General features: G+C 67.9%; 9 protein-coding genes. 3 read left to right on the top strand and 6 right to left on the bottom strand.

Annotated features, from left to right (window positions below):
• Positions 1-31: 31 nt before the first annotated feature.
• The 5 genes from FHS96_RS05580 to FHS96_RS05600 form a co-directional block, all read right to left on the bottom strand.
• Positions 32-1,300, bottom strand: a complete 1,269-nt coding sequence (locus FHS96_RS05580; protein WP_429588493.1) for a hypothetical protein — start codon at positions 1,298-1,300, stop codon at positions 32-34.
• 136 nt (positions 1,301-1,436) lie between these two features.
• Entirely contained in the window at positions 1,437-2,147 is a 711-nt protein-coding gene (locus tag FHS96_RS05585; RefSeq protein ID WP_429588494.1) for a Crp/Fnr family transcriptional regulator, read from the bottom strand.
• 99 nt (positions 2,148-2,246) lie between these two features.
• The gene (gene cydX, locus FHS96_RS05590; RefSeq protein WP_429588495.1) at positions 2,247-2,363 is read right to left on the bottom strand and encodes a cytochrome bd-I oxidase subunit CydX; all 117 of its coding nucleotides are present in this window, start codon (positions 2,361-2,363) and stop codon (positions 2,247-2,249) included.
• A gap of 12 nt (positions 2,364-2,375) precedes the next feature.
• A complete protein-coding gene (gene cydB, locus FHS96_RS05595) occupies positions 2,376-3,515 on the bottom strand; it encodes a cytochrome d ubiquinol oxidase subunit II (RefSeq protein WP_429588496.1) in 1,140 nt (379 codons plus the stop codon).
• 17 nt (positions 3,516-3,532) lie between these two features.
• Positions 3,533-5,107 carry a cytochrome ubiquinol oxidase subunit I gene (locus tag FHS96_RS05600; protein WP_429588497.1) on the bottom strand — a complete coding sequence of 525 codons (1,575 nt, stop codon included), beginning with the start codon at positions 5,105-5,107 and terminating at the stop codon, positions 3,533-3,535.
• 121 nt (positions 5,108-5,228) lie between these two features.
• Between FHS96_RS05600 and cydD the strand changes: the two genes are divergently transcribed.
• Together cydD and FHS96_RS05610 are read left to right on the top strand one after the other, a co-directional pair.
• Entirely contained in the window at positions 5,229-6,893 is a 1,665-nt protein-coding gene (gene cydD, locus FHS96_RS05605) for a thiol reductant ABC exporter subunit CydD (RefSeq protein WP_429588498.1), read from the top strand.
• Positions 6,890-8,515: an amino acid ABC transporter ATP-binding/permease protein gene (locus tag FHS96_RS05610; RefSeq protein ID WP_429588499.1), complete on the top strand. Its 1,626-nt coding sequence runs from the start codon at positions 6,890-6,892 to the stop codon at positions 8,513-8,515. The genes cydD and FHS96_RS05610 overlap by 4 nt, the downstream gene beginning before the upstream one ends.
• A 26-nt stretch (positions 8,516-8,541) precedes the next feature.
• On the opposite strand, the gene FHS96_RS05615 is transcribed toward FHS96_RS05610, so the two are convergent.
• The gene (locus tag FHS96_RS05615) at positions 8,542-11,142 is read right to left on the bottom strand and encodes a glycoside hydrolase family 3 C-terminal domain-containing protein (protein ID WP_429588500.1); all 2,601 of its coding nucleotides are present in this window, start codon (positions 11,140-11,142) and stop codon (positions 8,542-8,544) included.
• 383 nt (positions 11,143-11,525) lie between these two features.
• On the opposite strand from FHS96_RS05615, the gene pelA reads away from it, so the two are divergent.
• Entirely contained in the window at positions 11,526-12,812 is a 1,287-nt protein-coding gene (gene pelA / locus FHS96_RS05620; RefSeq protein WP_429588501.1) for a pectate lyase, read from the top strand.
• The last annotated feature ends 38 nt before the right edge of the window (positions 12,813-12,850 follow it).

Here is a 12,850-nt window from a genome sequence, read left to right on the forward strand (position 1 = left end):
CTGTTCGCCGGGCCCAGGCGCGCCTGTTACTTCACTCACACTTATTGCCGCCCAGCGCGCCGCCGATTGCGCCGCCGAGCCCGCCAAGGCCTCCCAGCCCGCCGAGCCCACGCTTCTTGCACTTCTTCTTCGGCGCCTCTGCGGTGCTGCCGCTATCGGCGTTCGCCGCCTCGTCATTGCCAAGGCCCGAAAGATCAGGGCCGCCGACAAGGAAGCTGGTGTTGGAGCGATAGCGCACGCGCGCCGTCCATTCCTGGTTCCACGGCGTGCGCGGATTGGCGGGGCGGGGCGGGTAGACGAAGTTCGCCTCCGGACCATAGGCGAACAGATTGCCCATCATGAATTGCGGCGCAGCCTGCCGGACTTCGGCAGGCACGGTGCAACTCGTCTGTGACGGCGGCATCACCACCTTGCTGGCGATCAGGCGGCGGACGGTTTCGGGCGGCAACCAGTCCCACAGCCCGCCGCCGAACTCCTTGGCGGCGGACGAGGTCCACCAAACCATCTCCTCGGGCGCCTTCTCTCCCATCTCCTTCGCGCCAAACGCCCAGGCATAATAGCCGGTAGCGTTGGGGAGGCTGTTCCATGTGAGGTTGACCGCACCGCTCGGCGCGATCGCCGACCGCGCGGAGAGGCCGGCCATGTAATCCTGCGTCAGGGCGAACTTGATCTCCGGGCTGTAGGTGCCGGCAACGCGGTGTTCGCCGATCAGGCTCGACCGCCCAGTGACCTGCTTCGCGGTCTTGACGTTTGGCCATTCGCCATAGGTCTTCGAATTGGCCGCCGAGGGGCCGCGATCAACGGGTACGTTGGTGCTGAACAGACCCGGCGGCATCTGGCCAGCCGCGATCCTGGCAAAGTCGACTACCACTGGCTGGCCGGGGCCGGCACGCTCGCCGCAGCCCCAATAGATCAGCAGCTTGCCCTTAGGGCGCTGATATTCGGTCTCGCCGGGCGTGGTGCCCTGGCGTTCCCAGTGCAGCGGCACACTGGGGCCGAGGTCGGCGGCGGGCTGGAAGAAATGATCCGCCTTTGCCGCGCCGCCGCTCGGCGGCAGCGAGGACCCCAGGCGGAGGCGAAGCTCATGGACGACGGATCCGCCGCCGCCGCCGCCGCCCAGGATCGCGCCGAGCGAGGGGGCGCGGCCGCCGGCACCAAAGCCCGAACTGGTCCCCACGTCCATCGCATAGCGCGCCTTAGGTGGGGTGACGGTCTGGCCTTGCTGGCCGAATGCGGAAGCGGTGATCAAGGCTGCTCCGGCAGCACCGCTGAGCAGAACGAGAAGAATAGGGTTGCGCATCGCGACTCCTGCAAACTGAGTGTCGCGACCCGGAATTGGCTTTTTGAGCTCTGTGCGCGGGCACATAGCTTGAATGGCGAGCGATCGGAAGTGGCGTGTTTTGGGAGGCTTGCCCCGAAAGGGCGGCGGGGAAGAGTCAGGCGGCCTCGGCCCGCCGTTCGAGCGCATCGCGATTGCTGATTGTGATCGCGCGGCCACCCGGCAGGCGGATCAGCCCGGCATCCTTCAGCTTGGTGAGCTGACGGCTGACGGTTTCGATGGTGAGGCCCAGCACATCGGCGATCTGGCCGCGCGTAAGCGAGAGATCGAAGGTAGCGGGGCCGCTAGGCGTCGCGCGGCAGCCGGTGCCCGCGGCGCGCTCCGCCATGTCGAGCAGGAAGCCGGCGACGCGTTCGGAGGCGGATTTGCGCGCGAGCGTCAGCATGCGGTTGCGCGCTTCGTTGAGCGTCTGCAGGGTGCGCTGCAGCAACAGCCGTTCCATGCGGACATGATCTTCAAGAACGCGCTGGAAGGGAAGGCGTGGGAACACGCACAGTTCAGCGTCGGTCAGCGCGGTGATCGAGAAATCCGCTTCCTCGCTATACGGCTGGCCGACGAAGTCCGCAGGATAGAGCAAGCCGACGATCTGCTCGCGGCCATCGCTGGTGGAGGCCACCATTTTCATCACGCCGCTCAACAGGTTGGCGCAGATCAGATTGTCGTCGCCGGCCCAGATCAGGGTTTCGCCGCGGGCGATCCGCCGCGTCTGTCCGAGGCTGTTGAGCGCGTCGAGTTCCCGATCGTCGAGACTGCCGCACAGGGCGTGGTCGCGAACCGAGCAGTCGGCACAGATGTCGGTCAGGGCCATGGCATCGTCATAGCGGCACTGCAGCGATTTGTCGCCTATCCTTGTGTTTAGGGCCGGCCGCACATCGCGACCGGCCCAATCATCGGCTTGCATCGCGGATCAACGTCCCGCCGGGGTCTCATCCTCCAGCGGCAGATGGAATTCGTGCCAGATGCCGTTGAGAATTCCGAAGCCAACGGCGAGGCCGAGGCCGAGTACCCAGGTAAAGTACCACATGGCTTGTGCTCCTCAGTAGAAGTCGGGGTTGGTGCGGACGTCCTGCGTGGTCACGCGGCCGAACATTAGCTTGAACGCCCAGGCGGTGTAGATCAGCACGATCGGCAGCAGCACTGCGGTCACGAACAGCATGATCCCCAGCGTCTTCTCGGTGGAGGAGGCGTTCCACACCGTCAGGCTGGAATGCGGATCGATGCTGGAGGGCAGGATGTAGGGGAACATCGAGCAGCCGACAGTGGCGATGATGCCGAGCGCGGAGATGGAAGACCCTGCCAACGCGAGCGGCTCGGTGCCGCGACGGATGCCGATGAACGCAGCGATGGCACCCAGGAAGCCCAGCGCCGGCGCGATCACCATCCACGGATAGAGGCCGTAGTTGGTCAGCCAGCCGCCGGCCGCAGCCTCGCTGGTAGAGCGCAGCGGGTTGGACGGGCCGAACGGATCGACCGGGCCGACCAGCCGGTAGCCGATGTCACCATAGGCGATGAACAGGAAGCCGGCGCCGAACAGCAGGATGGAGGCGAGGGCGGCGATGCTGCCGAAGGCGCGGGCGCGATCATGCACCGGGCCGCGCTCCACCTTGATCGACAGCCAGGCAGCGCCGTGCAGCACCAGCATCGCCACGGAGAGCAGGCCGCACATCAGGCTGAACAGGCTGAACAGGCCGAGGAAGCTGCCCTCGTAGAAGGCGCGCAGATCGCTGTCGATGCGGAACGGCGCGCCGAGCAGGACGTTGCCGACCGCGACGCCGAACACCAGCGCCGGCACGAAACCGCCGATGAACAGCGCCCAATCCCACCGGCTGCGCCATGCGGCGCCGGTCTTCTTGGATCGATACTTGAACGCCACCGGCCGCAATATCAGCGCTGCGAGCACCACGAACATCGCGAGGTAGAAGCCTGAGAAGCTGATCGCGTAGACGAAAGGCCAGGCGGCGAAGATCGCGCCGCCCCCCAGGATGAACCACACCTGGTTGCCCTCCCAGGTGGGCGCGATCGAGTTGATCGTCAGGCGACGCTCCTCATCGCTCTTTGCGACGAAAGGGAGCAGGGCGCCGACGCCAAGGTCGAACCCGTCGGTGAGCGCGAAGCCGATCAGCAGCACGCCTAGCAGCGCCCACCAGATCAGGCGCAAGGTTTCATAATCGAACATTGGTCCCGTTCCTTCTGTCAGGCAGTGGCGGGGATGGCGGAGGCGAGCGGCGCGGGCGCGGGCTCGTGCTGGGGCTCGCCCTCGTCAGGTCCGTGCCGGATGGTGGCGAGGATCAGCCGGATCTCGACCACGGCAAGCGCACCATAGAGCGCCGTGAATCCGATGATCGTCGTCCACAATGCGCCGCGGGTGAGCGAGCTGTTGGCGAGGAAGGTGGGCAGCACGCCTTCGATCGCCCAGGGCTGGCGGCCGAGCTCGGCGACCACCCAGCCCAGTTCCGTTGCGATCCACGGCAGCGGGATCGCCGCGACGGCGAGTTTCAGGAACCAGCGCGCATCCATGTGCCGGCGCAGCGAGCAGAGGATGAAGGCGGTCGCGAACATCGCGATCATCAGCAGGCCGATACCCGCCATGATCCGGAACGACCAGAACATCACCGGCACGTTCGGAACCGTATCCCATGCGGCCGACTTGATCTGCCCCGGGGTTGCGTCGCGTGGGTCCGCCACGTGGCGCCTGAGCAGCAGGGCATAGCCCATGTCGACGCGGTGCGCCTCGAACTGCGCGCGGGCAGCGAGATCCGTCGGGTTGGCCTTCAGCTTCTCGACCGCATCGTAAGCGATGATGCCGGATGCGATGCGCTCCTCGGCCCTGAGCACCAGTTCGGACATGCCGGAGACGGTGCCGTCGAGGCTGCGGGTGGCGATCAGGCCCAGGACCCACGGGATCTTCACCTCGTAGCGGGTGGTCTGGCTGGCGAGGTCGGGGATGCCGACGATCGTCAGACCGGATGGCGCCTCCTCGGTGTGCCAGGCCGCTTCGATTGCAGCGAGCTTCATCTTCTGGTTGTCGGTGAGCGCATAGCCGCTCTCGTCACCCAGCACGACGACGGAGAGCGAGGCAGCAAGGCCGAACGCCGCCGCGACGGTGAAGGAGCGCCGCGCGACCGGCACGAACCTATCCTTGAGCAGCCAGAAGGCGGAAACGCCGAGCACCAGCACCGAGGCGATGACATAGCCCGCGCTGACGGTGTGGACGAACTTGGCCTGGGCGATCGGATTGAACAGCACCACGCCGAAATCGGTCACTTCCATCCGCATCGTGTCGGGATTGAACGCCGCACCGACCGGGTTCTGCATCCAGCCATTGGCGATCAGGATCCACAGCGCGGAAAGGTTGGTGCCCAGCGCGACGAGGAAGGTGACGATCAGATGGCCCAGCTTGGATAGCCGATCCCAGCCGAAGAACATGATGCCGACCATCGTCGCTTCGAGAAAGAAGGCCATCAGCCCCTCGATGGCGAGCGGCGCGCCGAAGATGTCGCCAACATAATGTGAGAAATAGGACCAGTTGGTGCCGAACTGGAACTCCATGGTGAGACCGGTGGCGACACCCAGCACGAAGTTGATGCCGAAGATCTTGCCCCAGAAGCGTGTGACCGTCCGCCAGATCGGCCGGTTCGTCATCACATAAACCGACTCCATGATGACGAGCATGAACGACAGCCCGAGCGTGAGCGGAACGAATAGAAAATGATAAAGCGCTGTCAGCGCGAATTGCAGGCGCGACAGGTCTGTGACCATCTCGTCCATGGTTATACTCCCCGAGGGGCTTGAAAATCGGCCCTGAAGGCCTTCCGACTAGGAGCGTGCCAACCGCGCGACATTGATCGCGGTCAAAGCGTTGGCCGTCGGTTCGGGCGAGCGATGGCGCATGAAGATCAAGGCACAGATGGGCCCGGACGCGCGGGCGGTTAAGCGACAGCGTGCGGGCTGGCTGCGGGACGCTAGCCGGCAGGGCAGCGCGCAGCCGGTGGCGGCGCTGCTGCTCGATACGGTGGCGGCGATCGGTTTTGCAGGCGGCATCGCCGGCGCGGTTGCAGCGATCGATCGCGGGTTGGTCGCGGTGCTGCCCTGGCTGCTGCTCATCGTTTTTTCGGGAGTGTTGCGCGGCCTATTCGCGATGGCGGCGGTGCGCATCGGGGCGCGGGGCGGTGAACGCGCCAAGCAAGGCGTGCGGGCGCAGGTGATAGACAGCGCGATCCACCGCGCCCCGGGATCGTCGCTGACCACCGGAATGCTGGCGAGCGCGGTGGTGGACGAGGTCGATGCGCTCGACGGCTATGTCGCGCGTTTCATGCCGGCGCGGACCGCGGCGGCGCTGGCACCGGTGATCGTGCTCGCCGCCACCGCCTGCGCGAGCTGGTTCGCAGCGTTGATCCTCGCCGGAACATTGCTGCCCTTCATCGTCGCGCTGGCGCTTGCCGGCGGCGCCGCGGCGGACGAGTCGCGCCGCCAATTCGTGGCGCTCGCGCGGCTTTCCAGCCGCTTCGCCGATCGCATCCGCGCGCTGCCGGTGGTGCTGGCGTTCCACGCCGAAGCGCGTGAGGCCGAGGGGCTGAGGCAGGCGGCCGACGAACTTGCGCAGCGCACGATGCGCGTGCTGCGCGTCGCATTCCTCTCTTCCGGCGCGCTCGAATTCTTCGCGGCGCTCTCGGTCGCACTCGTCGCGGTCTATTGCGGGTTTAGCCTGCTGGGGCTGCTGCCCTTCCCGGCACCCGAGACATTGAGCCTCGCCGAAGCCTTCTTCGTGCTGGCGCTCGCGCCCGAATTCTATGCGCCGATGCGCCGCCTGGCTGCCGCCTATCATGACAGGCAGGCGGCGGAGAGCGCGGCCGACCGGCTGATGGCGCTACCGATGCCGGCCGTTCCGATGGCGACGACGCTGCCCACCGCCCATGACCTCGTCTTCCGCAACGTCTCAATCCGCTATCCGGACAACGACACTGCGGCGATCAGCGATCTTTCCTTCTCGGTTGCCGAAGGCGAGACGATCGCGCTGCTTGGTCCCTCCGGCTCCGGCAAGACCAGCCTGCTTCACGTGCTGCTGGGGCTGGCGCCGCTCAGCGCGGGAGAGGTCGAGGTGGGCGGGGTGCCGCTCGGCACGCTAGGTTCGGTGGCCTCGCTCGCTGGCTGGGCGGGGCAGCATCCGCTGATCATTCCCGGCACCATCCGCGACAATCTGCTGCTTGGCAACCGCGATGCCTCGCAGGACGCGCTGTGGCAGGCGGTGACGGATGCGGGAATGCGGCCGATGCTCGCGCGCCGCCCTTATGGCCTGTCGAGCCTGCTCGACGCGCGCGGCGGCGGGCTCTCGGGTGGCGAGCGGCGGCGGATCGCGCTGGCGCGCGCTCTGCTCAAGCCGGCACCGCTGCTGCTGCTCGACGAGCCGACGGCGCATCTCGATATCGAGGCGGAGGCGGCAATGATCGCGACGATCGCGCGCGGCTGCCGCACCCGCACCACCTTGATCGCAACCCATAGCGAGCGGCTGGCCGCCATCGCCGATCGGGTCGTCCGGCTGGGAGAGGGCCGATGAAGCTTGAAGATCTGCTCGCGGCCGAACGCCGGCGCGAAGCGCGCCGCCTGGCGCAGGCGGCGTTGTTCGCGGCGCTGGTCGCGGCGGCATCGGTGGTGCTGCTTGGCCTTTCCGGCTGGTTCATCACCGCGGCTTCGGTCGCAGGCGCGGCGGGCACGGCGGTGGCCCAGACCTTCAACTATATGCTGCCGTCGGCGGGCATCCGGCTGCTCGCGATCGTCCGCACCGGTGCGCGCTATGGTGAGCGGCTGGCGAGCCACAACGCGGCGCTCGGCGCGCTCGCGCGGCTGCGCCCGGCGCTGTTCCGCGCGATCGCGGCGTCGCCGGTCGCCAGCGCGTTGGCGCTGGGCCGCGGCGATGCCACCGCACGGCTTATCGGTGATGTCGATGCGATCGAACTGCGCTTCGTCCGTCGCTCGGGGCCATGGGGTGCCGCTGCGGCGCTCGCATCGGGCGTTGCGCTGACCTGGCTGGGCGGCATCGCCGCGGTCGCCGCGACGGTATCATGCGTCGTGCTACTGCTGGTCGTCGCCGATCGGCTGTGGCGCGGGCAGGAGGCGCAGGGCAGGGCGGTGCAGCAGGCGCAGGGCGCGCTGCGCGAGACGTTCGCCACGCTGAGCGACGCTGCGCCCGAACTGCGCTGCTATGGCCTCGAGGCTTGGGCGGCGGAGCGCATCGCTGCCGCCGGCGATGCGCTGGCCGCGGCGCAGCGCGCGCAGGCGAAACTCTCCGCGCAGTTCGAACTCCTTCACGCCGGCACGGTCGGCGTCGCTGCCGCGCTTGCGCTGCTGCTGTCGATCGGCGCCGGCGCACCGATCGCGGCGCTGGCCGCGCTTGCCGCGGCGATGACGGTGGATGGCGCCGCGCCGGTGATGCGCGCGATGATCGAGCGCGGTCGGCTGCGTGAGGCCGAGGAACGGCTGGGCACGCTGTTCGATGCAGCCGAAACCGAGGTCGCCGGGGTGCAGGAACCGCTGCAACCCGCTACCATCACCATCGGTGCACCGATCGGCTGTCGGTTGGAGCCGGGCGAGCGGCTGGCGCTGGTCGGGCCCTCCGGCGTCGGCAAGACGACGCTGGTCGAAACCCTGCTCGGCCTGCGCCACACCGCGCCCGGCACAGCGACGATCGGTGGAGTCGACGTTGCAGCGATGGACGTGACTGCGCAGCGGCGGCAATTCGCTTGGACGCCGCAGGATGCGATGCTGATCTCCGGCACGGTGCGCGACAATCTGAAGCTCGCCGCGCCCGACTCCGACGACAGCGCGCTGTGGGCCGCGCTCCATGACGCGGCGCTCGACGCGCGCATCTGGGCGCTACCCGGCGGGCTGGACGCCTGGATCGGCGAGAATGGCGAGCGGCTGTCGGGCGGTGAACGCCGTCGGCTGGCGCTCGCCCGCGCCTATTGCGCCGATGCGCCCTGGCTGCTGCTCGACGAGCCGAGCGAAGGCGTGGATGCGGAGACCGAGGCGTTGCTGGCGACCCGGCTCGACATGCGGCTGCGGCGGACGCAGCAGGGCCTCCTGCTGGTCAGCCACCGGCCCGGCATGGTCGCCTTGTGCAGGCGGCGGCTGGTGCTGAACGGCGATGCACTGCCGGCCTGCCTTTCGCTGGTAGCCTGATCGTCAGGCCACCGGCCGCGGGCTGATCAGCTGCCAATCTCCACCGTGGTCGCGATGCCGGCCACCGGCGGCCGGCCATCCACCGCAGCAGGCTGGCCACCGCCGATCCACAATTCCGCGGCACTGGCGGGCACGCGCCGTTCGCCCTGTTCGTCGATCACCGCGAAGGCATCGGCATCGAGCGTGAAGCGCACCGTACGGGTCTCTCCGCGCTTCAACGGCACGCGCTGGAACCCCTTCAACGCCCGCAGCGGCGCACCGGGCAGCGCGCGATGGACGTAGAGTTGCACGACCTCGGCACCATCACGACCGCCGGCGTTTGTCACGTCGACCGCGACCTCCAGCGGCTCGCTTGGCTTGAGCCGTTTCGCGCTGAGCACCGGTTTGGCATAAGTGAAGCGGGTGTAGCTGAGGCCATGGCCGAACGGATACAACGGCTTGCCGCTGAAATAGCGGTAGGTGCGGCCCGCCATGCTGTAATCCTTGAAGCCCGGCAGATCCTCGGCGGCGCGGTAGAAGGTGACCGGCAGGCGGCCCGAGGGGCTGTAATCGCCGGCGATCAGATCGGCGACGGCGCGTCCGCCGGGACCACCGGGATACCAGGCCTCGACAATCGCGGGGATATGCTTGTCCGCCCAGTTCACCGCGAGCGCACTGCCGTTCATCAGCACCAGCACCACCGGCTTGCGGGTGCCGCCGAGCGCTTCGAGCAGCTTCTGCTGCGGCGCCGGCAGATCCAGGCTGGTGCGGTCGCCGCCGAGGAAGCCCGGGGCGGAGACGCGCATCTCCTCCCCCTCCAGCTTGGCGGTGAGCCCCGCGACATAAACGACGAGATCGGCGGCCTTGGCGGCCGTGATGGCGGCTTCCTCACGCTCGCCGAAATTGCTCCAGGCAAGGCTCTGGTCGCCGCGGCCGCCGCGCTGCCGCGCCTCGACGACGATCCGATAGCGCTTGCCCGCGGAGAGCGCGATCTCGCCATCGGCGATCGTCGAAGGATCGGCGGCATCCCAGGCATTGACGACCTCGCTCCCGTCGATAGTGATGCGATAGCCATCGAAGCTGTTGAGCTTGAAGCGATAGGCGCCGGTTTCGGTGGGGGCGATATAGCCCGTCCAGCGGATCGCGCTGTCACGCTCCTGCCGGTTGGGGCGGCCCCAGGTGAAGCGGATATTGGTTTCACGACCGCTGCGCACCGGCTTGCCGGTGAGGGCGGGGCCGGCGAACTCCTCGACCATGACGCCCTTCGCCGAGCAGGCGGCGTCGATACACAATGCCGCATCGGGCACGGTCTTGAGCGGCGCGCCGGTCAGCCCGGTACCCTCGACATAGTCGTTTTGCGCATCGGGATAGCGCTGGCGAAGCCCTGCGAGCACGGTCACCGGCTTCGACGGCGTGCCGTTATAATTGCCGACCAGTGCGTCAACGCTGTCGGCATTGGGGCCGATCACCGCGATCCGGCGCGGCGCCGCCTTGAGGGGGAGCAGCCCGTCATTCTTGAGCAGCACCATCGAGGCGCGGGCAACGTCCATTGCTAGCGCGGCATGCTCGGGCGTGTCGAAGTCGGTCGCGGGGATCGCGAAATAGGGCACCTGCGCTGGCGGATCGAACAGGCCGAGGCGGATGCGCGCCTCCATCAATCGCGTGATCGCCCGGTCGAGCACGGCTTCCGGCAGCAGCCCGGACGTTACCGCGCGCACCACCACCTGCGGATCGGTGCCCTTGTTCGCGGAGAATTCGGCGCAGAACAGATCCGTGCCCGCCTTCAGCGCAGCCGCGGCGGCTTCCTCGGGCGTGCGGCTGTAGCGGTGCGCCTCCGGCTTGAAGAAATCGGCGATCGCCGCGCAGTCCGAAACGATATGGCCATCGAACCCCCAGGCGCCGCGGATGCGCGACTGGAGCAGCGGCGTCGCGCAGGCGGGAACGCCATCGATCGCGTTATAGGCGCACATCACGGCCGCCGCCTTGCCCTCGACCACCGCCGCCCTGAAGGCGGGGAGATAGGTATCCTCTAGGTCGTGGCGCGAGGGATGGATGTCGTCGCGGTGGCGATCGGCCTCGGGGCCGCTGTGCACCGCGAAATGCTTCGCGGTCGCGACCGTCTTGTAATAGCGCGGATCGTCGCCCTGCAGGCCGGTGATAAAGGCGACACCGAGGCGGCCGGTGAGATAGGGATCCTCGCCGAACGTCTCCTGCCCACGCCCCCAGCGCGGATCGCGGAAGATGTTGATGTTGGGCGACCAGACGGTGAGGCCGCGATACTGGCGCGAACTGCCGTCGGCACCGCGCTCGGCGACATATTTGGCGCGGAACTCGGTCGCGATCGCGTCCGCGGTGCGGTGGATCAACGGCGCATCGAAGGTGGCGGCGAGGCCGATCGCCTGTGGAAAGACCGTCGCCTCGCCGGCGCGGGCAACGCCGTGCAGTCCTTCGCTCCACCAGTCATAGGCGGGGATGCCGAGACGAGGGATGCCGGGCGCCTCATGTTTTAGTTGAGCGGCCTTCTCCTCCAATGTCATGCGCGCGACCAGCGCGGCGGCACGCGTCCTGGCATCGGCGGCGGCTGCCGCTGCGTCGGGGGCATCGGCCGGGGCGGGCTCGGCGAGGGCAGGGGCGGCATTGATCGCCAATGCCAGGGCGAGGGCGGCTCCGGCGAATCTCCGCTGCTTCGATTGGCTGCGATTCGAAATGCAGTTTGGCCGATCAATCGCAAACCGTGCGGGCCGCAGGCGCATATCACTCTCCCCTGAAATCCGTTCGGCTCTCGGGCCGGTCGCCGCGCGCGACCGCTCGCGGTCCGCAGGTCATGGAATGATAGCGGTAACGTTGCAACCGTCAGCGAACGAAAAGAGTGGCAGGAAAGCGAAAGCGCCGCGCACCGAGAGGCTCGCGGATTGACTTGCACGCATGGTTGCGATGTTTTCCGCGACGCGACCGCGCAGGCGCTTCCCGATCGCGGAGAGAAAACGCCACGGCGCACACCCGGCACGGATTGTTTAGGAGATCGGATCCCATGCGCCTCTCGCCCTTTTCAGCGATGATAGCGGTTACCCTCATCGCGCAGCCCGCCGCCGCGAAGGTCATTGGCCATATGACCGTGGCCGAGTCGATCAGCGCGGCGCGGATCGCGCAGCTGCCTGCAGCGGAGCGATCGGCATGGCGTGCCTATCTCACGCGGTCGCAGGCGCTGATGGCGGCGGACAAGGCCGCGCTGGCGGAAGAGCGCAAGGGCATTGCCGCGCCGGAAGGCCCGCCATCGGGCCCGGGCGGCGGCGCAGGCACGCCGATGGATCGGCCGGCGGCCTGGTATGCCGGGCCAGAGGCGCGTCGCGTGGCCGACACCGTGCTGAGCTTCCAGACGCCGGCAGGCGGCTGGGGCAAGAACCAGGATCGCGCCGGGCCGCCGCGGCTGCGCGGTCAGAATTATGTGCCGATCGAAAAGCTGCCCGCCTATGCGCAGGAGGATATCAAGTCCGCCGACCAGGTCTGGCGCTATGTCGGCACGATCGACAATAATGCGACGATCAACGAGCTCCGCTTCCTTGCGCGGGTGCAGGCCAATCTGCCCGGCAAGGATGGGGCGCCCTACCGCGCGGCGTTGCTCAAGGGGCTGCGCTATTTGCTGACCGCGCAATTCCCCAATGGCGGCTGGCCGCAGGTGTTCCCGTTGCAGGGCGGCTATCATGACGCGTTGACCTATAATGACGGAGCGTTGCAGCAGGCCGCGAACCTGCTCGCCGATGCCGGGGCGCGGCAGGGCGATTATGCTGCGGTGCCGGCCGATGTCGCGGCCGAGGCGCGCGCCGCAGTCGGTCGCGCCGTCGCGCTTGTGATCAGGACGCAGGTCGTGATCGACGGCAAGCGCACCTTGTGGGGCCAGCAGCATGATGCGCTGACGTTGGAACCGGTGGGTGCGCGCAATTTCGAGCCCGCGTCGCTCGCCTCCGACGAAAGCGTCGACCTGCTGCTGTTCCTGATGCGCCAACCGGATCGCTCGCCCGAGATGGTCGCGGCGGTGGAGGGGGGCGTCGCGTGGCTGCGGGCGCATGCGCTGCACGACGTGGAGTGGACGAAGCGGCCGGCGGGTACCGAAGGGCGCCGCCTCGTACCGTCGCCGGGGGCCGGACCACTTTGGGCGCGGATCTATGATCTGCGGACCGGGCAACCGATCTTCGGCGATCGCGACAAGTCGATCCACGACGATGTCAACGAGATCAGCGTTGAGCGCCGCAACGGCTATAGCTGGTTCACGACCAGCCCGGTGCGTCTGTTTGCCGCCTATGATCGGTGGCGCAGTTGACGAACGCCGCAAAACATTGACGAGATCGGGGCAAAGGT

The sequence above is a fragment of the Sphingomonas zeicaulis genome, assembly GCF_050433225.1.
In the GTDB taxonomy this organism is placed as follows: Bacteria; Pseudomonadota; Alphaproteobacteria; order Sphingomonadales; family Sphingomonadaceae; genus Sphingomonas_D; species Sphingomonas_D zeicaulis.